The sequence below is a fragment of the Micromonospora sp. DT68 genome, assembly GCF_049847245.1.
Classification (GTDB): domain Bacteria; phylum Actinomycetota; class Actinomycetes; order Mycobacteriales; family Micromonosporaceae; genus Micromonospora; species Micromonospora profundi.
In genome coordinates, this window is sequence record NZ_JBNCNZ010000005.1 from 391,065 (window position 1) to 411,957 (window position 20,893).

At 69.8% G+C, this 20,893-nt stretch carries 17 protein-coding genes; 12 read left to right on the forward strand and 5 right to left on the reverse strand.

What is annotated here, in order from left to right; genetic code table 11:
* Positions 1-34: 34 nt before the first annotated feature.
* The 8 genes from ACPXB1_RS12475 (at position 35) to ACPXB1_RS12510 (ending at position 8,578) form a co-directional block, all read left to right on the forward strand.
* On the forward strand, positions 35-763 hold the full coding sequence (locus ACPXB1_RS12475) for a TetR family transcriptional regulator (RefSeq protein ID WP_053653713.1): 729 nt from the start codon (positions 35-37) through the stop codon (positions 761-763).
* The gene (locus tag ACPXB1_RS12480) at positions 760-1,059 is read left to right on the forward strand and encodes a DUF4873 domain-containing protein (RefSeq protein WP_167944069.1); all 300 of its coding nucleotides are present in this window, start codon (positions 760-762) and stop codon (positions 1,057-1,059) included. Before ACPXB1_RS12475 ends, ACPXB1_RS12480 begins: the two co-directional genes overlap by 4 nt.
* A complete protein-coding gene (locus ACPXB1_RS12485) occupies positions 1,059-2,552 on the forward strand; it encodes a flavin-containing monooxygenase (RefSeq protein WP_387158381.1) in 1,494 nt (497 codons plus the stop codon). The genes ACPXB1_RS12480 and ACPXB1_RS12485 overlap by 1 nt, the downstream gene beginning before the upstream one ends.
* Positions 2,542-3,414, forward strand: coding sequence for an SDR family oxidoreductase (locus ACPXB1_RS12490; RefSeq protein ID WP_425735266.1), 873 nt, complete (start codon positions 2,542-2,544; stop codon positions 3,412-3,414). The genes ACPXB1_RS12485 and ACPXB1_RS12490 overlap by 11 nt, the downstream gene beginning before the upstream one ends.
* On the forward strand, positions 3,411-4,265 hold the full coding sequence (locus tag ACPXB1_RS12495) for an alpha/beta fold hydrolase (RefSeq protein ID WP_355588796.1): 855 nt from the start codon (positions 3,411-3,413) through the stop codon (positions 4,263-4,265). The genes ACPXB1_RS12490 and ACPXB1_RS12495 overlap by 4 nt, the downstream gene beginning before the upstream one ends.
* A gap of 40 nt (positions 4,266-4,305) precedes the next feature.
* On the forward strand, positions 4,306-4,926 hold the full coding sequence (locus ACPXB1_RS12500; RefSeq protein WP_355588794.1) for a TetR family transcriptional regulator: 621 nt from the start codon (positions 4,306-4,308) through the stop codon (positions 4,924-4,926).
* Positions 4,927-5,013: 87 nt separating this feature from the next.
* Positions 5,014-6,591 (forward strand): MDR family MFS transporter, encoded by a 1,578-nt coding sequence (locus ACPXB1_RS12505; protein ID WP_355588792.1) that lies wholly within the window; start codon positions 5,014-5,016, stop codon positions 6,589-6,591.
* Between the two features lie 430 nt (positions 6,592-7,021).
* The gene (locus ACPXB1_RS12510) at positions 7,022-8,578 is read left to right on the forward strand and encodes an OFA family MFS transporter (protein WP_355633234.1); all 1,557 of its coding nucleotides are present in this window, start codon (positions 7,022-7,024) and stop codon (positions 8,576-8,578) included.
* 55 nt (positions 8,579-8,633) lie between these two features.
* On the opposite strand, the gene nrfD is transcribed toward ACPXB1_RS12510, so the two are convergent.
* The 4 genes from nrfD to ACPXB1_RS12530 all read right to left on the reverse strand — a co-directional run bounded on the left by nrfD (position 8,634) and on the right by ACPXB1_RS12530 (position 14,461).
* Entirely contained in the window at positions 8,634-9,692 is a 1,059-nt protein-coding gene (gene nrfD / locus ACPXB1_RS12515) for an NrfD/PsrC family molybdoenzyme membrane anchor subunit (RefSeq protein ID WP_425735267.1), read from the reverse strand.
* Positions 9,689-10,732 (reverse strand): 4Fe-4S dicluster domain-containing protein, encoded by a 1,044-nt coding sequence (locus ACPXB1_RS12520; RefSeq protein ID WP_355588788.1) that lies wholly within the window; start codon positions 10,730-10,732, stop codon positions 9,689-9,691. The genes nrfD and ACPXB1_RS12520 overlap by 4 nt, the downstream gene beginning before the upstream one ends.
* Before the next feature lie 3 nt (positions 10,733-10,735).
* A complete protein-coding gene (fdh, locus tag ACPXB1_RS12525; protein WP_425735268.1) occupies positions 10,736-14,011 on the reverse strand; it encodes a formate dehydrogenase in 3,276 nt (1,091 codons plus the stop codon).
* 120 nt (positions 14,012-14,131) lie between these two features.
* Positions 14,132-14,461 (reverse strand): hypothetical protein, encoded by a 330-nt coding sequence (locus ACPXB1_RS12530; protein WP_355588784.1) that lies wholly within the window; start codon positions 14,459-14,461, stop codon positions 14,132-14,134.
* An 809-nt stretch (positions 14,462-15,270) separates the two neighbouring features.
* Between ACPXB1_RS12530 and ACPXB1_RS12535 the strand changes: the two genes are divergently transcribed.
* Positions 15,271-15,810 carry a cupin domain-containing protein gene (locus tag ACPXB1_RS12535; protein ID WP_355588780.1) on the forward strand — a complete coding sequence of 180 codons (540 nt, stop codon included), beginning with the start codon at positions 15,271-15,273 and terminating at the stop codon, positions 15,808-15,810.
* Between the two features lie 71 nt (positions 15,811-15,881).
* Here ACPXB1_RS12535 and ACPXB1_RS12540 read toward each other — a convergent pair whose 3' ends face one another.
* The gene (locus tag ACPXB1_RS12540; protein ID WP_355588778.1) at positions 15,882-16,955 is read right to left on the reverse strand and encodes an XdhC family protein; all 1,074 of its coding nucleotides are present in this window, start codon (positions 16,953-16,955) and stop codon (positions 15,882-15,884) included.
* A gap of 119 nt (positions 16,956-17,074) precedes the next feature.
* Between ACPXB1_RS12540 and ACPXB1_RS12545 the strand changes: the two genes are divergently transcribed.
* The 3 genes from ACPXB1_RS12545 to ACPXB1_RS12555 are packed head-to-tail and all read left to right on the forward strand — an operon-like array spanning position 17,075 to position 20,885.
* Positions 17,075-17,947, forward strand: coding sequence for an FAD binding domain-containing protein (locus ACPXB1_RS12545; RefSeq protein ID WP_355588776.1), 873 nt, complete (start codon positions 17,075-17,077; stop codon positions 17,945-17,947).
* Positions 17,948-17,949: 2 nt separating this feature from the next.
* The gene (locus ACPXB1_RS12550) at positions 17,950-18,498 is read left to right on the forward strand and encodes a (2Fe-2S)-binding protein (RefSeq protein ID WP_355588774.1); all 549 of its coding nucleotides are present in this window, start codon (positions 17,950-17,952) and stop codon (positions 18,496-18,498) included.
* The gene (locus tag ACPXB1_RS12555) at positions 18,495-20,885 is read left to right on the forward strand and encodes an aerobic carbon-monoxide dehydrogenase large subunit (RefSeq protein ID WP_355588772.1); all 2,391 of its coding nucleotides are present in this window, start codon (positions 18,495-18,497) and stop codon (positions 20,883-20,885) included. The genes ACPXB1_RS12550 and ACPXB1_RS12555 overlap by 4 nt, the downstream gene beginning before the upstream one ends.
* Positions 20,886-20,893 lie beyond the last annotated feature (8 nt).

Consider the following 20,893-nt stretch of genomic DNA (forward strand, 5'->3'; position numbering starts at 1 on the left):
GACGTGACGACCGGTAACTGTTACGAGTGGTAGCATGCAAGCGCCGCGCAAGGATGTCAATGGATCCGACCCGCCGACGGTGGCCTCCGAGGGTGTCCCGAAGGCGAAGACCAACGGCCGTCGGGACCGCTGGGCCGACCACCGTGAGCAGCGCCGGCAGGCACTGATCGGCGCGGCCGTGCAGGCCCTGTTGCGACACGGGCCGGACGTCGACATGGACCAGGTGGCCGCCATGGCCGGCGTCAGCAAGCCGGTCCTCTACCGCTACTTCGCCGACAAGTCGCAGCTCTGGGTCGCGGTGAGCGAGGTGGTGGCGGGCCGGGTCGTCGACGCCATCGCGCCCGCGATCGACGAGGTCCGAGAGGAACGCGACCTCGTCCGGGCGACGATCGACGCGTACCTCGGGGTGATCGAGTCACAGCCCACCCTCTACCGGTTCCTGATGCGCCAGTCCGGCCAGCCCGGCATCCACCAGGTCGTCGCCGGCACCAGCCGGCAGGTCGCGGCCGGCCTGGCCCGGGTGATCGGCGACCGCCTGCGCGCGCTGGGCCTCGACGCCGGCCCGGCCGAACCCTGGGCGTACGGCCTGGTGGGGTTCGTGCAGGCGGTCGGCGACTGGTGGACCACGCACGGCCAGCCGATCAGGCGGGCAGCGCTCACCGACTACCTGACCACCCTGCTGTGGAGCGGGATCGAGGGAGTCCGGGCCAGCGCCGACCTGCCACACGAGCTGACCCGCGCCCACGAACGGATCGAGCAGTGAGCTACCACGGGCCGGCGACCGTCGCGGGCACTCCGGTCCGGGCGCACCTCAGTGGACGGTGGGAGCCGGTCGACGGCCGCTACCACTGGGGTGGACGGATCGAGCCCGACCCGACGGTGGCGAGGCTCCTGCGCTCCGGCCGGCGCGACGTCGCGCTGCGCATCGCCGACCGGGCACGACCCGCCCGACTGGCCGAGATCGACCCCTGGGGCGGCGTACGGGTCACCGGCGTGGGCGAGCCGCCCTGGCCGCCTCCGGGCGAGCCGGGCACCGAGTGCGAGACCGCGGAGGAGTGATGGAGACAGACATCGCGATCGTCGGCGCCGGCTTCGGCGGCCTGGGGGCTGCCATCGCCCTGCAACGGGCCGGCTTCACCGACTATCTCGTCTTCGACCGCGGTGACGACGTCGGCGGCACCTGGCGGGACAACACCTACCCCGGCTGCGCCTGCGACGTGCCGTCGCACCTCTACTCCTTCTCCTTCGCCCCCAACCCACGCTGGTCGAACACGTTCTCCAGCCAGCCGGAGATCCGGGACTACCTGCGCGACTGCGTCGACCGCTTCGGGATACGCCCGAAGGTACGTCTGCGTCACGAGGTCCTCGACGCGCGCTGGGACGAGCAGCGCCAGCGCTGGCTGCTGCGGACCTCCGGGGGCGACCACAGCGCCCGCGTCCTCATCTGCGCGGCCGGCCCGCTCAGCGAACCCGCCGTCCCCGACCTGCCGGGCATTGACGACTTCGCGGGCACGGTCTTCCACTCCGCGCGCTGGCGGCACGACCACGACCTGAGCGGTCGCCGCGTCGCGGTCATCGGCACCGGCGCGTCGGCGGTCCAGTTCGTGCCGCAGATCCAGCCGGCCGTCGAGAGGCTGACGCTGTTCCAGCGGTCCCCCGCCTGGATCATGCCCAGGCGCTCGCGCCGCATCAGCCGGGTCGAGCAGGCCGCGTTCCGCACCGTGCCCGGCGCGCAGCGGGCCGCGCGAGCCTGGCTCTATCTGGTACGCGAGGTCATGGGCCTTGGTTTCCTGCACCCGACGGTCAACCGCCTCGCCTCGCGGCTGTCCCTGCGGACGCTGCGACGTCAGGTCAGCGACCCGACCCTGCGGGACAAGCTCACCCCCCGGTACGCGATGGGCTGCAAACGGGTGCTGATCTCCAACGACTACTGGCCGTCGCTCACCCGCCCGAACGTCGACGTGGTCACCTCAGGCATCACCCGGATCGTGCCCGACGGCCTGGTCACCGCCGACGGTGTGCACCACAGGGCGGACACGATCATCCTCGGCACCGGCTTCCACGTCACCGACTCCCCCGTCGTACGGCTCATCCACGGGCGGGACGGGCGCAACCTTGGCGATGCCTGGACCCCCAGCATGCACGCGTACCGGGGCACCACAGTCGCCGGCTTCCCCAACCTGTTCTTCCTGCTCGGCCCCAACACCGGGCTCGGGCACACCTCGGTGGTGCTGATGATCGAAGCGCAGCTGCGCCTGATGCTCGCGGCACTGCGGCACATGCGGGCCAGAGGCGTCCAGGCAACCGAGCCCACCCCGCAGGCGCAACAACGCTGGACGCAGCGGGTCGACCGGAAGATGACCGGAACCGTCTGGCAGACCGGCTGTTCGAGCTGGTATCTCGACGCCACCGGCCGCAACACCACCATCTGGCCGGGCTTCGCCACAGGCTTCCGGCTGCGGCTGCGCCGGTTCCGCCCCGCCGACCACCGGATCATTCCGGCCGACACCACACCCAACGAACCGGAACGGGAGCACGCCGATGCGGTATGACCTGGCGGGCAGGACTCTGCTCATCACCGGCGCGGCACGCGGCATCGGGGCGCAACTGGCCCGCGACGCCGTCGCCCGGGGCGCGCAGGTCGCCCTCGTGGGCTTGGAAGGCGAGCGGCTCCGGCAGCTCAGCGCCGACCTCGACGCCCACTGGTACGAGTGCGACGTCACCGACCAGGCGGCGCTCGACGAGGCGGTATCCTCCACCGTGGACCGTTTCGGCGGCATCGACGTGGTCGTCGCCAACGCGGGCATCGCGAACCTGGGCACCGTGGCGGTCGGGCCTGTCGACGCGCTGGTGCGTACCGTCGAGGTGAACCTCTGCGGCGCGATCCGCACTGTAAGCGCGGCCCTGCCACACGTCACCGCCGCCCGTGGTCACGTCCTGATCATCTCGTCGGCCGCCGCCTTCGCGGCCATGCCCGGCATGGCCGCCTACTGCGCGTCGAAGGCGGGCGTGGAGCAGTTCGCAAACGTGCTGCGCCTGGAGACCCGGGCACGCGGCGTCACCGTCGGCACGGCACATCCGATCTGGATCGACACCGATCTGGTCCGCGACATCCGCGACGACCTGGCGTCGTTCCGCGCCACGCTGAGCCGGCTGCCGTGGCCGCTGTCCACCGTCGTCCCGGTCGAGCAGTGCGCCGACGCCCTGCTGCGCGGCATCGAGCGCCGAAAGCGCAAGGTGTACGTCCCACGGTCGCTCGCCCTGGTGCAGGCGCTGCGACCGGTGGTACTGAGCAGCTTCTCGGACGCCCTGATCTCCCGTGTCGGCGGCCCGCGCATGGTCGGCGAGATGGAGGACGAGGTTCGCCAGCTCGGACGCTCCTTCGGCAGGACGTCGGTGGGGGGCCGATCGTGAGCGTTCACGTCCGTCGTGGGGGCAGCGGTGAGCCGCTCGTGCTCATCCACGGCATCGGCCACCGCCACCAGGCGTGGGAGCCGGTGTTCGACAGGCTCGCCGCCCACCACGAGGTGATCGCGCTGGACCTGCCCGGCTTCGGTAACTCCCCGATGCCCGGCACCGGGATGCCCGCCGACATGGCCGCCACCGTCGCCGCGATGCTGCCCGTGCTGACCGAGTGGGGGCTCGATCGTCCGCACGTGGCCGGTTACAGCCTCGGTGGGGCGATCAGCCTGGAACTTGCCGCCAGCGGGGTGGTCGCCTCCGCCACTGCCTTCTCCCCCGCCGGTTTCTTCACGCCTGCCGAGTGCCGCCGGGCACTGGCCATCCTCCGGCTCCTGCGGGCCAACTCGTACCTGCCCACTCCGCTCATGCGGGTCGCGCTGCGCTCGGCGTACCTGCGGGCGATGTGCTTCGGGTCGCTGGTGGCCCGTCCGACGCTGCTGGACGCCGACCGCGCGTTGGGCGACGCGCTCGCCCTGCGGCGCGGCCTCGGCTTCACCGCCGTGGCCCGGGCCGCCCGCGACTACCGGTTCGACGGTGTACGGCTCGCCGAGGCGGCGGTGCCGGTGACCATCGGCTGGGGCGAGTGCGACCGCATCTTCGGCGTCCACCAGGCCGAACGAGCCCGTGCCGGGCTGCCGGCGGCCCGGGTGGTGACGCTGCCCGGCTGCGGGCACGTGCCGATGAGCGACGACCCGGACCTGGTGGCCGCGCTGGTCCTGGAGACCACCGGCGCAGTGCCAGGCAGCGGGCGACGCGGGTCGCCGGCCGGCGGGGCGGGTCAGGAAAATCACTTCACAAACTAAAAACTTGCAGGCTCTGCAAGTTTGCTCCTAGCCTCGCCGGGTGACCGACACCGACCACGTGGCTACCGGCCGACGGGACCGCAAGAAGGCGCAGACGCGGGCCGCGCTGACCGCCGCGGCGCTACGGCTTGCCGCCGAACGCGGCCTGGAGCACGTGACGGTGGAGGAGATCAGCGAGGCCGCCGATGTCTCCTCGCGTACGTTCTTCAACTACTTCGCCTGCAAGGACGAGGCGATCACCGACGATCCGGCGCTCGACGGCAGCCGGGTCGTGGCGCGGCTGGCCACCGTTCCCGCGCAGGTGCCGGCGCTACGGGCCGTCCGCCTCGCCCTGGACGAGGCGATCGACCCCATACAGGCCGACCGGGAGCTGTGGCGGCTGCGGCTGACTGTCATCACCGAGAACCCCACGCTGCTGCCCCGGCTGATCGCCGGCAACGTCGCCACCGAGCGGGCCATGGTCTCGGTCATCGCCGCCCGCCTCGGTGTCGGTCCCGAGCACCCTTACCCGCCGCTGCTCACCGCCGTGGCCGGTGCCGCCTTCCGTTGCGCGACGATGCGCTGGGCCGCCGACGACGGGACACCGCCGCTCGCCGAGCTGGTGGACGAGGCGTTCGGCGGTATCGCCGCAGGCCTGCCCGATCCCCCAGCTGGAAGCTGACCCAGCCCTCTCCTGACCGCCGTTCAGCCTCGCCGCGTCCCGCCCGAGGCCCACACCACTCTGTGCACACCCGACAAGGGAGCGTCAATGACCAGCACCATCCCGCCCGCCGACACCGCCGCCGTCGGCACGCGCATGTCGCGTCGGGAGGTTCTCCAGGCCCTTTCCGGGCTGATGGTCGGCATGTTCGTGTCCATCCTCGCCTCGACGGTGGTGGCAAACGCGCTGCCGCGGATCATCGCCGACCTGGAGGGCAGCCAGACCGTCTACACCTGGATCGTCACGAGCGAACTGCTCGCCATGACGGCGACGGTGCCGCTCTGGGGCAAGATGGCCGATCTCTACAGCAAGAAGCTGCTGATCCAGCTCTCGCTCGGATTGTTCGTGGTGGGCTCACTCATCGCGGGCTTCACGCCGAACGTCGAGGTGCTGCTTGTCAGCCGCGTCGTCCAGGGCATCGGCGCCGGCGGCATGACGGCGCTGGCCATGATCGTCATGGCAGCCATGATCCCGCCGCGTGAGCTGGGCCGCTACGCCGGTATCTTCGGCGCGGTCTTCGGCGTCGGCACCATCGCCGGTCCGCTGATCGGTGGGGTTCTCGTCGACACGTCATGGCTGGGCTGGCGCTGGTGCTTCCTCATCGGCGTGCCGTTCAGCATCATCTCCATCGCCCTGCTCCAGCGGACCCTGCACCTTCCGGTCGTCCGCCGCAAGGCGAAGATCGACTGGCTGGGCGCTCTGCTCATCACCTCGGGCGTCTCCACGCTGCTGATCTGGTCGTCGCTCGCCGGCAACAAGTTCGACTGGGCCTCCGGCTGGACGGCGCTGATGGTCATCGGCGGCCTGGTCCTGCTGGGATTGGCGGTGTTCGTCGAGTCGCGGGCGGCGGAGCCGATCGTCCCGCTGACGATCTTCCGCAGCCGCACGGTCTCGCTGACCACCATCGCCAGCGTGCTTGTCGGTGTCGCGATGTTCGGCGGCACTGTCTTCCTGTCCCAGTACTTCCAGATCTCGCTGGGCAAGTCGCCCACCATCGCGGGCCTGATGAGCCTCCCGATGATCTTCGGTCTGCTCGTCTCGTCGACGGTGGCCGGCCAGCTCATCACGAAGTACGGCCGGTGGAAGGCCTTCCTGGTGGCCGGCGCCGCGGTGATGACCGCCGGGATGGCGCTTCTGGGCACCATCGACGCCCAGACCAGCGTCGCCGTCCTGTCGATCTACATGGCCGTGCTGGGCGTCGGCGTCGGCATGCTGATGCAGAACCTCGTGCTCGCCGCACAGAATGACGTCCCGGCCCACGAACTCGGCGCCGCGACCTCCGTGCTGACGTTCTTCCGCAGCATGGGCGGCGCCATCGGCGTCAGCGCGCTCGGCGCGGTCCTGGCCAGCCGGGTGACCACGCTGACGACCGAGCGGCTCGGCCCGGCGGCGACCGGAGGCGGCACCGCCGAGGTGCCCGACCTGTCCACCCTGCCCGAGCCGGTACGGCTCATCATCCAGGACGTGTACGGCATCGCGACCGCCGACCTCTTCCTGGTCGGCGCGCCGATCGCGCTGGTTGCGCTGATCGTCGTGCTGTTCATCAAGGAGAAGCCGCTGCACACCCTCAGCGGTGACGAACGACGCGCCCAGGAGGAGGCGGCCGCGAAGGCCGCGGTTCACTGAGCCGTACGACAACAGTCGGGGGCGGGCCGGACGGCCCGCCCCCGCTCTGCGCCCGCACGGGGCCAGCGCCGCCGTGCGGGCCGCCGTCCCCGTGCGGGGTCGGCGGGGTATCGTTTGCCGCCTTTGCTCTGCTTCAACCCACGCAACGGTTTCGGGCCGTGAGTGTTGCGTCGGTTGAAGCAGAGCAAAGGGAACGAGCTGACCCCCGGCCGACCCTCGACCGCTGGCGGGCCGACGCGGCGTCTCCACGGCTCGCGTTTTGCCGTTACGACAGGGCGCGAACCGACCGCCACGTAACGTGAGAATGCAGCCGGCCAACGGCTGACGCAGGCGTGCACGGGCCGCCACCGGGGCGGCGCTCGGCCACACTGCCGAGACGACAGCCCTGCACCGCCGGCCTACGCACCCGCAGGAGGCGCGGACGATGTCCATGCTGTCGGTCTTCAACCCACGGCACACCGTCGCTCCCCCGGGATACAGCCGCTGGCTCATCCCGACGGCGGCGCTGGCCGTGCACGTCTGCATCGGGCAGGTCTACGCGACGAGCGTCTACAAGAACTCCCTCATCGCGCACTTCGACACCAGTCAGACAGCGATCGGGGCGATCTTCAGCATCGCCATCGTCATGTTGGGGTCGTCCGCCGCGGTGGGTGGCCGCTGGGTGGAGCGCAACGGACCGCGCCGGGCCATGTTCGCCTCGGCCTGCTTCTGGGCCACCGGGTTCCTGGTGGGCGCGCTCGGCATCGCGACCCAGCAACTCTGGCTCCTCTACCTCGGGTACGGCGTCATCGGCGGTATCGGACTCGGCATCGGCTACATCTCGCCCGTCTCGACCCTGATCAAGTGGTTTCCGGACCGGCCGGGCCTCGCCACCGGGCTGGCCATCATGGGGTTCGGCGGTGGCGCCCTTGTCGCCGGTCCGCTCGCGCGGCAACTGCTCTCCCTCTACGACTCCGGCTACAACCCGAACAACCCAGGTGCCGTGGCGTCGGGAAGCGCCCTCGTGGCGCTCTTCGTCACGTTCGGCATCGGCTACTTCGTGATCATGATGTTCGGCCCGTTCAACGTCCGGGTTCCCGCGCCGGACTGGCGGCCCGCCGGGTTCGACCCCGCGAGCGTCGCCAGCCGGCCGCTGGTGACGAGGGCGAGCGTGTCCGCGACGAGCGCCGTGCGTACGCGGGCGTTCTGGCTGCTGTGGATCGTGCTGTTCTGCAATGTCACGGCGGGCATCGGCATCCTGGAACAGGCCAGCCCGATGATCCAGGACTTCTTCCGGGACAACGGGGCCACCGCCGTCTCGGTGTCGGCGGCGGCCGGCTTCGTGGGTGTGCTGTCGCTGTTCAACATGGCCGGGCGTTTCGTCTGGTCGACGACGTCCGACCTCATCGGCCGCAAGCCCATCTACATGGTCTACCTCGGCGTCGGCATGGTGCTGTACGCGCTGCTCGCCGTGGCCGGGCACTCCGCAACCGCCGTCTTCGTGCTGATCGCCGCCGCGATCATCTCCTTCTACGGCGGCGGGTTCGCCACGATGCCCGCGTACCTGCGCGACCTCTTCGGCACCTTCCAGGTCGGCGCCATCCACGGCCGGCTGCTGACCGCCTGGTCGGCCGCGGGCGTCGCCGGCCCGCTGATCGTCAACGGCATCCTCGACACGCAGGGCAAACCCGGCACCCTCACGGCGTCGGCGTACCGTCCGGCGCTGTTCACAATGGTCGGCATCCTCGCGATCGGATTCATCGCCAACCTGCTGGTCCGTCCGGTGCCCGAGCGGTTCCACGAGCCGGACCGGGGGTCGACGTCACCTGTGGCGAAGGCAAGCATCACCGAGCCGGTCGCCCTCGGCCCGCAGAGCAACCCGCCGGTGCCCGACCACGTGGGCGCGCAGACCGGACGGCTCTGGTTGTCGTGGCTGCTCGTGGCGGTGCTCCTCGGGTACGGCGTCGTCCAGACCGCAATCACCGCCGCGAAGCTGTTCACCGGCTGACGCGGTCATACGCGGACAACAGCGAAGGCACCCCGAGGGGGTGCCTTCGCACTGTTCAGAGCCGGGTCGTCGACTTCTCGGCGAGGCGTTCCCGCTGAGGCACGACCGTGTACTTCGGATCGCGCGCCGACACCTTGCCTGCCTCGAAGACACCGAACCGGGTGGCGACCGACGAGGCCACCAGGGCCGCACCGGAGACCGCCGCCAGGAATCGGCTGCGGCGGCTGACCAGTGCCGCTGCGGTACCGACCGCGAGCAGTACCCGACCGGCATTGACCAGGCGGCCGCTGCGCCCGCGCGTGTAGGGCTCGCCGGTCAGCCCCATCCGCTCCATCTGGTGGCCGCCGGCGAACTCGACGGCTGCGGCGGCGAGTGCGAGTCGCCGCAGCGGGGCGGTCTGCGTGGCCGGCGCCGCGATCAGGCCGACCCCGGAGGCGGCAGCGAGCGCGCTGCCGGCGAAGACGAACGGCAACGACGGGTACGCCTCGTGCCAGGACGGCACCGCGGTGTCGGCGAGCAGCACCCCGGTGTACGTGGCCAGTGCCGGCGCGGTGACGGCGGCGGCCAAGCCGGCGGCGTTGCCGACGGGAGGCGCCACCCGGCGGGCGAGCCCGAGCACGCCGTGCTGCGGGAGCCGAGGAGCGAGTTCGGCGACCGCCGCCACGCCAGCCAGTGGCCCGAACGCGGCGAGGATCCAGGTGCCGACAGACATCGGCGAGGTCAGCTTGGCGACCCGGAGCATGTGGTGGAACCGATCCGGCCGGCCAAGGTCGTGAACCAGCAGGTACGTGCTGGCGGCGACGCCTCCGAGGGCCGTCCACCGGCCGACAGTGCGCAGCTCGGGACGCCCTGTCAGTTGGGCGCCCGCTCCGATCAGTGCGCCTCCGGCGGCGAGGCCGCCGGTGAAGAGGTAGCCGGCGATGTCGTACTTCCACACCGGCGGTTTGAGCACCGGTCGGCCGTAGTAGGAGCTGAAGTCGGCCGGCGGCACAGTGAGCTGCTCGCCGCCGTCGCCGCGCCCCCGTCCGCGCCCGCCCCCGCGTCCGTCGAGTCGGGTCTGGAACTCGCGGAACCGGGAGCCGACGGGCTCGTTCGGTGGCGTCGTGCCGGTCATTGTCGCCTGCCGAGGAACGCGACGGCCGTGACGGCGGCCATCGTCAGTGCGGCAAGACCAGCGCGTTTCCACATCGCCGGCAGATCCCGCGTGGTCACCACCGGATCGGGCGGCAACCCATACACCTCCGGCTCATCCAACAACAGAAAGAACGCACCATCCCCACCGACACCGTCGTTCGGGTCATGCCCGTACAACCGCGCCTCGGACACACCCCGACCGTGCAACGTCGCCACCCGTTCGGCAGCGCGCTCCCGCAACTCGTCCAACGGCCCGTACTGGATCGACTCCGTCGGGCACGCCTGCGCACACGCCGGTGTCATACCCGCGCCGAGTCGGTCGTAGCAGAGCGTGCACTTCCACGCCCGACCATCACCCTTACGCTGATCGATCACCCCGTACGGACACGCGGAAATGCAGTACCCACACCCGTTGCAGATGTCCTCCTGCACCACCACCGTCCCGAACTCCGTCCGGAACAACGAACCTGTGGGGCAGACGTCGAGGCAAGCCGCATGCGTGCAGTGCTTACAGACGTCCGACATCATCAACCACCGAAAATCCGTCCGCCCCTCCGCGCCCGTGCCCCGACCCGGCGGCTGCGCACCCGGCATCCCCAGAAACTCCGGACCGCCCGCCATCCGCGCCGCCGCGCCGGGCGATCCGGACGGCAGGCCCGGGTTCGTGCCGGTGTCGACAGTGGTCTGCGCGCCGACCGCCGCCGTGACCGGGCTGACCGTCGGCCCGTCCGGGTCGCCCTCGAACGCCGGGGTCGCCCAGCCTGCCGAGCGGGGCTGCTCGATGAACGCGACGTGTCGCCACGAGTTCGCGGTCAGCGCCCCGGTGTTGTCGTACGACATGCCCAGCAGGTCCAGGCCGCTCTCCGGGACGAGGTTCCACTCCTTGCAGGCCACCTCGCACGCCTTGCACCCGATACACACGCTCGTGTCGGTGAAGAACCCCATCCGCGGCGGCGCGTCCTCGTAGCCAGCGTCGGCCGCCGGGTCGAGCGGCCCGTACAGGGCGTTGGCGTGGGGCATCGATCAGGCCTCCTGGTCGCTGCTGCTGTCGGCGACGTCGGTCGTGATTAACGGCGGGTAGCGGTGGCTCAGGTCCCCCGACCGCCGCCGGTAGTCGAAGACGAGGTCCAACAGGGGCTGCCCGTCCGGGCGTCGTCCGGGCCGCACGTCGCAGGTGCCGACCTTGCTCTCCTGGATCAGCACGTTGGGGTCGAGGGTGATGCCGAACAGGTCGTTGGCCGAGTCGCCGGTGACCAGACCCTCGAAACCGAAGTGGTACGGCAGCCACACCTGATGGATGATCCGCCCGTCCACGCGCAGCGGCGTGACGCGGTCGGTCACCAGGACCTTCGCCTCGATTGCCGCACGGGTGGTGACCAGGTGTGCCCAACCCAGGTGGCTCAGGCCGCGCAGGGCTGCCAACTCTGGCGACACCTCGACGAACATCTCCGGCTGCAACTCGGCGAGGTGCGGCACGGTGCGACTCATCCCGCCGGCGGTGTGGTGCTCGGTGAGCCGGCTGACGGTGAAGACGTACGGGAAGACGTCGCTGTGCTCCTCGGGCGGGCTCGGGTTGAGCGTGTTGATCGGGTGTGTGTAGACCTTGCGGGTCGGGTTGGCCTGCTGCCGGTACAGCGGGTTGCGCACCGGCGACTCGACAGGCTCGTAGTGCGTCGGCAGCGGCCCGTCGAGGACGCCGCTGGGCGCGTACAGCCAGCCCTTGCCGTCGCCCTGGAGGATGAACGGGTCGTCGCCGGCGATGCCCGCCACACCCGAGGTGTTCGGCGGCGGCCGGTACGACGGCGGTTTGGTCTTCTCGAAGTCCGGTACGTCGTATCCGGTCCACTCGCCCTTGTCCGGGTCCCACCACACGTACTTCTTGCGCTCGCTCCACGGGTTGCCGTCCGGGTCGGCGGAGGCGCGGTTGTAGAGGATCCGCCGGTTCGCCGGCCAGGCCCAGCCCCACTCGGGGGCGACCAGGGACTGCTCCGAGCTGGGCTTGCGCCGGGCGGCCTGGTTGACGCCGTCGGCGTACACGCCTGTGTAGATCCAGCAGCCGCCGGCAGTGCTGCCGTCGTCCTTCATCTCGGTGAAGCTCGACAACGGTCGGCCGCTGGCCACCTCGTAGCCGTTGATCTCGTACAGCACGGCTTCGGCGCTCGGCTCGGCGTTCGGGCCGTGCGTGGGGTAGTTCCAGTTGAGGTCGAGCAGCGCCCGGTCGCGGGAGCGGGTCGACTGTGCCAGGCGTTCCCGGATGATGCGGCCGAGGTGGTAGAAGAACCACAGCTCGGAGCGGGCGTCGCCTGGCGGCTCGACGGCCTTCTCCCGCCACTGCAACAACCGCTGCGTCTGGGTGAAGGTGCCCTCCTTCTCCACGTGCGAGGCAGCGGGCAGGAAGAACACTTCGGTGCGGCACTCCTCCGGAACGATCTCGCCGGTGGCCACCTCCGGACCGTTCTGCCAGAACGTCGCACTCTCGATCATGAACAGATCCCGGACCACCAACCAGTCCAGATTCGCCATCCCCAGCCGCTGCGCCCGACCGTGCGCCGAACCGACAGCCGGGTTCTGCCCCAGCAGGAAATACCCCTTGATCTTCCCGTCGATCATGTTCAACACCTGCTGATAGGTGCCGTGATCGCCGGTCATCCGGGGCATGTACCCGTAGCAGTAGTCGTTCTCTGCGGTGGCCGCGTCCCCCCAGTACGCCTTGAGCAGGTTCACCCCATAGGCGCGGGCGTTGTCCCAGAAGCCCTTCTGGCCGGGGTGCCGGATGCTGTCGACCCACTCGTCGAAGGTCGGGTGGTCGGCGTGGTGCGGCATCGGCAGATAGCCCGGCAACAGGTTGAACAACGTCGGAATGTCCGTCGAGCCCTGGATGCTGGCGTGGCCGCGCAGGGCCATCACCCCGCCACCGGGGCGGCCCATGTTGCCCAGCAACAGTTGGATGATCGCGCCGGTACGGATGTACTGCACACCCACGCTGTGCTGCGTCCAGCCGACCGAGTAGACGAGCATGCTCGTCCGCTCCCGGCCCGAGTTGGCCGTCCACGCCTGCGCCAACTCCAGGAACTTCTCCTGCGGAATACCGCAGACCCGCTCCACCATCTCCGGCGTGTACCGCGCGTAGTGCCGTTTCAGGATCTGGTAGACGCAGCGCGGATGCTGCAACGTCTCGTCACGCTGCGTCTGCCCGCCCACCGGCGCGCCGTGCGACTCGTGCTCCAACCCGGCTGCGGTTTCCCGCTGCGTCTCGGTGTCGTGGTGGGAGCCGTTGTCCTCGTTTCCCTCGTACTGCCAACTGGTCTGGTCGTAGCTGGCGTTCTCCTCGTTGAAGCCGGAGAAGAGGCCGTGCAGGTCCTCGGTGTCGCGGTACTCCTCCGTCACGATCGTCGCGGCGTTGGTGTAGGCGACGACGTACTCCCGGAAGTCCAGCTCGTTCTCCAGGATGTAGCGCACCACCCCACCGAGCAACGCGATGTCCGTACCCGCCCGAATCGGCAGGTACGAGTCGGCCACCGCACTGGTCCGCGTGAACCGCGGGTCGACGTGGAACACCTTCGCACCACGACGCTTGGCCTCCATCACCCACTGGAAACCCACAGGATGCGCCTCGGCCATGTTCGAACCCTGAATGACGATCATGTCGGAGTTCGACAGGTCCTGCTGGAACTGGGTGGCGCCGCCACGACCGAAGCTGGCCCCCAGACCGGGGACTGTGGCGGAGTGTCAAATACGCGCCTGGTTCTCGATCTGGAGGGCCCCCATCGCGGTGAACAACTTCTTGATGAGGTAGTTCTCCTCGTTGTCAAGCGTCGCCCCGCCCAGGCTGGAGATCCCGAGCGTGCGGTTGAGTGGCCGGCCCTCGTCGTCGACGTCCTCCCAGGTCTCATCCCGGGCTGCCAAGATTCGATCGGCGATCATGTTAAGCGCCGTGTCGAGGTCGAGGTCCTCCCACTCGGTGCCGTACGGCCGCCGGTAGCGGACCTTGGTAGGCCGCAGCGGGCTCGTCACGAGGCTCTTGCTCGCCGAGCCCTTCGGGCACAGCCGACCGCGCGAGATCGGGCTGTCCGGATCACCCTCGATCTGACTGACCTGCCCGTCTTTGACGAACACCCGCTGACCACAACCCACAGCGCAGTACGGGCACACGGACCGGGCCATCGAGTCGGCGGTCTCCGTGCGGGCGGTAAGCGACAGTGAACGGGCGGACTTGGCCGCGGCACCCCGACCGAGCGGGTCGGTGCCGGTGAGCTGGCGATAGAGCGGCCAGCCCTCGATCCAGCTGCGCACCCCCATCGCCGCACCTCTCGGGCCACCCTGCCAAATATGAACAACCTGACGTTAGACGAGGTGGCGGCCCTGCCGCAGCGAGATCGTCAGAGACGAGCAGGCTCGACCATGTCGGCAGAGGTTCAGTTAGCTGGCGGCCTTGTCACGGACGGGACGGGGGTGCCGGAAGGCGCTCAGCAGGGCCGTGACGACACCAGCCGCCAGCAGGATCAGCGCCACGGTGAACACCACCTCGTCGCCCAGGGAATGAGGCGGAAAGACGTCCTCGACGAGCGATCCGACGCCCAACCCCAGCCCCAGGCAGATGTGCATCGCTGCCCGCAGGCGCGGTGACGACTGCGGGCGGCCGAAGATGCGGGGCGCCGTGCCGCCACGGCTCTTGGCGAGCAGCACGGCGGCGAAGGCGAGGTTGACCACGGCAACGGCGGCGGCCAGGACAAGGTCCACGGATCCCATGCGGCAGACAGTAACGTGCGGTCGCCCGCGACAAGGATCAGCCGAAGTCACAGTGTTCGTGCTGAATCGCCACCGCCTGATGGCCGGCCGGGCAGACGGACCGACGGAATCGTGCGAACGAACGATAAGCGATCAAGGCACCGTCCACTATGCTCGGTTGCCGCCGGCCGAACCATTGGCGACTCTGCCCAAAGGATGTGAACATCGATCGATGGCTGGGAATCGGCGGTTTCCGACGGGTCGTTCTATTTCACGACGACGAAATGGATCGTCACGATTCCTAAGGCCGTCCTGAGCTACAAAGACGGCAATATCCTGATCATCGACGACTTCGTGATGTCCGGCGATTTCCTCACGACACTGAGGGAGCGCCTGGTCGAGTCCGGGGTGGCGGCTGATCGGATCCGGGCGGCGTCGGTAGCGGTCACGCGTGTCGCGTGCAGGAACCACAAGGCCCCGGAATACTACTGGTGGCTCGCCGACAACGACGACTTCTATTTCCCGTGGGGCAGGGCCAAGTAGCCGACACGACCATGGGGTGACGGCTCGCCGGCCCACCCTCGGCAATGCACTGACAGATTCAGACGGACGAGCCGCACGGAAGTTCAATTAACCCTTCGTGTGGCTATTCACGCCTCCTTTCGCATACGCATGGTTGAATCACGCGGGACTGCGGCGCTAGCGTTGCAGATGGCGCAGGGAACCGGAATCGAGGTCAAACTCCGGGAATTCGACGCCGAGACAGGCGCCCGCCGACAACCGGTCCGGGTGTTTTCCGTCAACATTCAACGAGCAAAGGTGTGTGCGGGATGAATCAGCAGCGCCCAGCGCCGGATCCCGACGGTCCACTATGGACTGCAGCGAACGGCTTCGTGGTACGCAAGGACGAGGGAGTTCCAAAGCTCGTCAACGGCGGCAAGGAGTCGGCACTGGTCAAGGTCACCGGAGACCAGACCGACGGCAAGCTCAGCCTCATGTCGATGGACGTCGCCCCGGGCTTCGGCAACACCCCGCACGCCCACGGGGCCGAGGACGAGGCGTTCTACGTCGCGTCCGGCGAGTTCCGGTTCATAAACGGCGCGGGCACCTTCGACGCCGGCCCCGGTGACTTCATCTACGTTCCGCGCCTCACCCGTCATGCGTTCAAGAATCTGGGCGACGAGACGGGCACGCTCATGGTCTTCTACACGCCGGCCGGAGCCGAGCAGTTCTTCCTCGACTTCGCCGACGATCCCGACCCGTCGGGCAATCCCCCTCCGGAGTGGACCGCCGAGAGGTACGCCGCAATGGCGGAGGCCCTGGATGTCCACCAGATGATCCTGATGCCCAGCGGCGACGACTGGGCGTGAGCGCGCGGCGGGCGGGCGTAGCGCGACCAGCAGATTCCGCACACCGCGGATGCCGGCGGAGCCGCGTCCGGTCAGGCGTGGTGGATCGGGGTGTCGAGTTCGCTGAGCGGGCGACCTGAACCACCCCAGGCCCGCGCGGTGATCTCGGCGGCGATCGCCACCGCCGTCTCCTCCGGCGTCCGCGCGCCCAGGTCCAAGCCGATCGGCGAGCAGAGCCGGGCCAGCGCGCCCTCGCTCACACCTGCCTCGCGCAGCCGGCGCATCCGGTCGTCGTGCGCACGGCGGCTGCCCATCACGCCGATGTACCGGGCAGGGGTACGCAGGGCGACCTGGAGCAGCGGTACGTCGAACTTGGGGTCGTGGGTCAGGACACAGAGCACCGTGCGGTCGTCGATGGTCGTCGACTCCAGGTACTTGTGCGGCCACTGGACGACGAGGTCGTCGGCGGCCGGGAAACGCGAGCGGGTGGCGAACACGGGCCGGGCGTCGCAGACCGTCACGTGGTAGCCGAGGAAGGTACCCATCCGCGCCATCGCGGCGGCGAAGTCGATCGCCCCGAAGATGATCATCCGGGGCGGCGGCACGTACGACTGGACGAACACGCTCACGTCGTCGCCGCGCTGTTCGCCCTGCCGTCCAAGGTGGAGCGTGCCGGTGGTGCCGAGGGCGAGCATCCCGGCCGCCTGGCGGGCCGCCGCGTCGTCCAGGTCGGGTGCGCCCAGGCTGCCCGCGACCCGGTCGGGCCAGATCACGAGTTGCGCGTTCGCCATCGTCGCGGTGGCGACCGGACGGCCGTCGCGTATCGCGGCCAGCACCTCGTCGGGCTCGGTCAACGCGACGTCCGGCTGCACGAGGACGTGGATGGTGCCGCCGCAGGTCAGGCCGACGTCGAACGCGTCGTCGTCGCTGACACCGTAGGTCGCGGTGTGGGCCGTTCCGGTTTCGATGGCGGTGCGGCAGAGGTCGTAGACGGCAGCCTCGACGCAGCCGCCTGAGATGCTGCCCAGCGCCTCGCCGTCGGCGGAGACCGCCATTGCCGCGCCCGGCGGCCGAGGTGCTGACTGCCACGTCCGGACGACTGTCGCGACGGCGAACGCGACGCCACGAGTGCGCCAGTCCGTCAGCCCGTCGGCGATGTCCCGCATGGCCCGCACCATCCGCGAGGCCCTGCGGCACCGTCAACGGCGACCTAAGCAGTTGCTTAGGTCGCCGTTGACTTTGCCCACCGCCGGGCTCAGATTGCACCGGACTGCGGAGGTACGACATGCAGGTACCGGCACCGTTCGAGTACGAGCGAGCCACCAGTGTGGACCATGCGATCAGCCTGTTGGAGCGGCTGGGCGGCACAGCCCGCCTGATCGCCGGCGGGCACAGCCTGCTGCCGATGATGAAGCTCCGGCTGGCCAACTTCGACTACCTGATCGACATCAACGACCTGCACGGCGAGCTGGGCTACATCGAGACCGGCCCGGACGAGGTGCGGATCGGGGCGCTCACCCGGCATCGGGAGCTGCTCGACTCTCAGGTGCTTGCGGCGGCGTTCCCCATCTTCGCCGACGCGGAGCGGGTGATCGCCGACCCGGTGGTGCGCAACCGGGGCACGTTGGGTGGCTCGCTCTGCCAGGCCGACCCGTCCGAGGACCTGTCGGCGGTCTGCACGACGCTCGACGCGCGGTGCGTGATCCGCGGTCCGGGCGGCGCGGAGCGGGTCGTGTCGATGGAGGAGTTCCACGTCGGGCCGTACGAGACCGCTGTCGCCGACGGCGAGATGCTCGTCGAGGTACGGCTGCCGGTGCGGCCGGGCTGCGGCAGCGCGTACGCCAAGGTGGAGCGCAGGGCCGGCGACTGGGCCGTGGTGTCGGCCGGCGCTGCGGTGTGGCTCGACGGCGGCGTGATCGCCGACGCCCGGGTCGGGCTCGCGGCGGTCGGTCCCAACACGACGGGCATCCCGGAGATCTCCGCCGCGCTGCGCGGGCAGGAGCCCTCGGAGGCCCTCTACGAGCAGGCCGGGGCGATCGCGGCGCGCAGCTGCGACCCGGTGACCGACCAGCGCGGCAGTGCCGACTACAAGCGGCATCTGGCCGCCGAGCTGACCAGGCGGACCCTGCGCCGGGCCGTGGAACGGGCGAGGAGCTGAGCATGCAGGTCACCATGACCGTCAACGACGTCGAGGTCACCCGGGAGATCGAGGCCCGGCTGCTGCTGGTGCACTTCCTGCGGGACGTGCTGGGTCTGACCGGCACGCACTGGGGCTGCGACACCAGCAACTGCGGCACCTGCGTGGTCTGGCTCGACGGCGAGCCGGTGAAGTCGTGCACTGTGCTCGCGGCGATGGCCGGCGGCCACCAGGTGCGTACCGTCGAGGGTCTCGCCAAGGGCGCCCAGCTCGACCCGGTCCAGGAAGGCTTCATGCAGTGCCACGGCCTGCAGTGCGGCTTCTGCACGCCGGGGATGATGATGACCGCGCGGGCGCTGCTCGACCGCAACCCCGATCCGAGCGAGGCGGAGATCCGGGAGGCGATCTCGGGTCAGATCTGCCGGTGCACGGGGTACGCCACGATCGTCCGTTCGGTGCGCTGGGCCGCCGTCGCCGAGGCGCAGGCCGCGGCCGAGGTCACCGAGACCACCGAATCGCCCGAGGCCGGCGAGATCGACAACGCCGGCCAGCCTGCGGAGGCCGTCGCATGACCACCGTGCACGAGCGCGTGGACACGTTCCACGACAACGACCAGAAGCCCGTCGGGTACGGCCGGATGCTGCGTAAGGAGGACCCGAGGTTCCTGCGCGGGCGCGGCCGGTACGTCGACGACGTCCAACTGCCCGGCATGCTGCACCTGGCGATCCTCCGGTCGCCGGTTGCCCACGCCCGCATCGTCAGCATCGACACGAGTGCCGCCGAGGCGTCGCCCGGTGTGCGCGCTGTGGTGACCGGGGCCGCGCTGGCGCAGCAGAACCTGGCTTGGATGCCCACGCTCTCCAACGACGTGCAGGCGGTGCTCGCCACCGACAAGGTGCGTTTCCAGGGCCAGGAGGTCGCGTTCGTCGTGGCCGACGACCGCTATCTGGCGCGCGACGCGCTGGAGCTGATCGACGTCGAGTACGACATCCTGGAGCCGGTGATCGACGCGCGTCGTGCGCTGGAGCCGGACGCGCCGCTGATCCGCGACGACCTGGAAGGCAAGACCAACAATCACTGCTTCGACTGGGAGACCGGCGACGAGGCGGCCACCGAGGCGGTCTTCGCGCGCGCCGACGTCGTTGTCAGCCAGGATCTCGTCTACCCCCGGGTGCACCCGGCGCCGATGGAGACGTGCGGGGCGGTCGCCGACTACGACGCCGTCGAGGGCAAGCTGCGGCTGTGGTCGACCACCCAGGCGCCGCACGCGCACCGGACCCTCTACGCCATCGTGGCGGGCCTGCCCGAACACAAGATCCAGGTGATCGCGCCGGACATCGGCGGCGGGTTCGGCAACAAGGTGCCGATCTACCCCGGGTACGTGTGCGCGATCGTCGCCTCGATCGTCACCGGCAAGCCGGTGAAGTGGATGGAGGACCGGTCGGAGAACCTGATCAGCACCGGCTTCGCCCGCGACTACATCATGCGCGGTGAGATCGCGGCGACCCGCGACGGCCGGATCCTCGGCATCCGTACCAACGTGCTAGCCGACCACGGCGCGTTCAACGGCACCGCGGCGCCCGTGAAGTACCCGGCCGGCTTCTTCGGGGTGTTCACCGGCAGCTACGACATCGAGGCCGCGTACTGCAAGATGACTGCGGTCTTCACCAACAAGGCGCCCGGCGGCGTCGCGTACGCCTGCTCGTTCCGGATCACCGAGGCCGTTTACCTTGTCGAGCGGATCGTCGACTGCCTCGCCGACGAGCTGGGCATGGACCCGGCCGAGCTGCGGCTGAAGAACTTCATCCAGCCGGAGCAGTTCCCGTACACGACGAAGACCGGCTGGGTGTACGACTCGGGCAACTACGAGCCGACGATGCGGCTGGCGATGGAGATGGCCGGCTACGACGAGCTTCGCCGCGAGCAGGCGGAGAAGCGCGCCCGCGGCGAGCTGATGGGCATCGGCATCGCGTTCTTCACCGAGGCCGTCGGCGCCGGGCCGCGCAAGAACATGGACATTCTCGGGCTGGGCATGGCCGACGGGTGCGAGCTGCGCGTCCACCCGACCGGCAAGGCAGTGGTACGCCTCAGCGTGCAGTCGCAGGGTCAGGGCCACGAGACGACGTTCGCGCAGATCATCGCCGAGGAGATCGGGATTCCGCCGGCCGACATCGAGGTGCTGCACGGCGACACCGACAACACCCCGTTCGGCCTCGGCACGTACGGCAGCCGCTCCACGCCCGTGTCGGGTGCGGCGGCGGCCCTGGTGGCCCGCAAGGTGCGCGACAAGGCCCGGATCATCGCCTCCGCGATGCTTGAGGTGTCGGTGGCGGACCTGGAGTGGGACAAGGGCTCGTTCCACGTCGCGGGTGACCCGGGCCGGTCCGTCACGATCCAGGACATCGCCATGCGCGCGCACGGCGCGGGTGACCTGCCCGAGGGCATCGAGGGTGGGTTGGAGGCGCAGATCTGCTACAACCCGTCGAACCTGACCTACCCGCACGGCGCGTACATCTGCGTGGTGGACATCGACCCGGGCACCGCGCAGGTGACGGTGCGCCGGTTCATCGCTGTCGACGACTGCGGCACCCGGATCAACCCGATGATCATCGAGGGGCAGGTGCACGGCGGGCTTACCGACGGCGTCGGCATGGCCCTCATGGAGATGATCGCGTTCGACGAGGACGGCAACTGCCTCGGCGCGTCCCTGATGGACTACCTGATCCCGACGTCGCTCGAAGTGCCCGACTGGGAGACCGGCTTCACCGTCACCCCGTCGCCGCACCACCCGATCGGCGCCAAGGGCGTGGGCGAGTCGGCAACTGTCGGTTCGCCGCCAGCGATCGTCAACGCCGTCATCGACGCCCTGAAGCCCTTCGGCGTACGTCACGCCGACATGCCGCTGACGCCGTCGCGGGTCTGGGACGCGATGCGCGGCCAGGCTCGGCCGCCGATCTGAGAGGGCCG

Coding starts and splice junctions, on each gene's coding strand:
- ACPXB1_RS12475 (WP_053653713.1), top strand. CDS start 35: ATGCAAGCGCCGCGCAAGGATGTCAATGGATCCGACCCGCCGACGGTG.
- ACPXB1_RS12485 (WP_387158381.1), top strand. CDS start 1,059: ATGGAGACAGACATCGCGATCGTCGGCGCCGGCTTCGGCGGCCTGGGG.
- ACPXB1_RS12490 (WP_425735266.1), top strand. CDS start 2,542: ATGCGGTATGACCTGGCGGGCAGGACTCTGCTCATCACCGGCGCGGCA.
- ACPXB1_RS12505 (WP_355588792.1), top strand. CDS start 5,014: ATGACCAGCACCATCCCGCCCGCCGACACCGCCGCCGTCGGCACGCGC.
- ACPXB1_RS12510 (WP_355633234.1), top strand. CDS start 7,022: ATGCTGTCGGTCTTCAACCCACGGCACACCGTCGCTCCCCCGGGATAC.
- nrfD (WP_425735267.1), bottom strand. CDS start 9,692: ATGACCGGCACGACGCCACCGAACGAGCCCGTCGGCTCCCGGTTCCGC.
- ACPXB1_RS12520 (WP_355588788.1), bottom strand. CDS start 10,732: ATGCCCCACGCCAACGCCCTGTACGGGCCGCTCGACCCGGCGGCCGAC.
- ACPXB1_RS12530 (WP_355588784.1), bottom strand. CDS start 14,461: ATGGGATCCGTGGACCTTGTCCTGGCCGCCGCCGTTGCCGTGGTCAAC.
- ACPXB1_RS12535 (WP_355588780.1), top strand. CDS start 15,271: ATGAATCAGCAGCGCCCAGCGCCGGATCCCGACGGTCCACTATGGACT.
- ACPXB1_RS12540 (WP_355588778.1), bottom strand. CDS start 16,955: ATGCGGGACATCGCCGACGGGCTGACGGACTGGCGCACTCGTGGCGTC.
- ACPXB1_RS12545 (WP_355588776.1), top strand. CDS start 17,075: ATGCAGGTACCGGCACCGTTCGAGTACGAGCGAGCCACCAGTGTGGAC.
- ACPXB1_RS12550 (WP_355588774.1), top strand. CDS start 17,950: ATGCAGGTCACCATGACCGTCAACGACGTCGAGGTCACCCGGGAGATC.
- ACPXB1_RS12555 (WP_355588772.1), top strand. CDS start 18,495: ATGACCACCGTGCACGAGCGCGTGGACACGTTCCACGACAACGACCAG.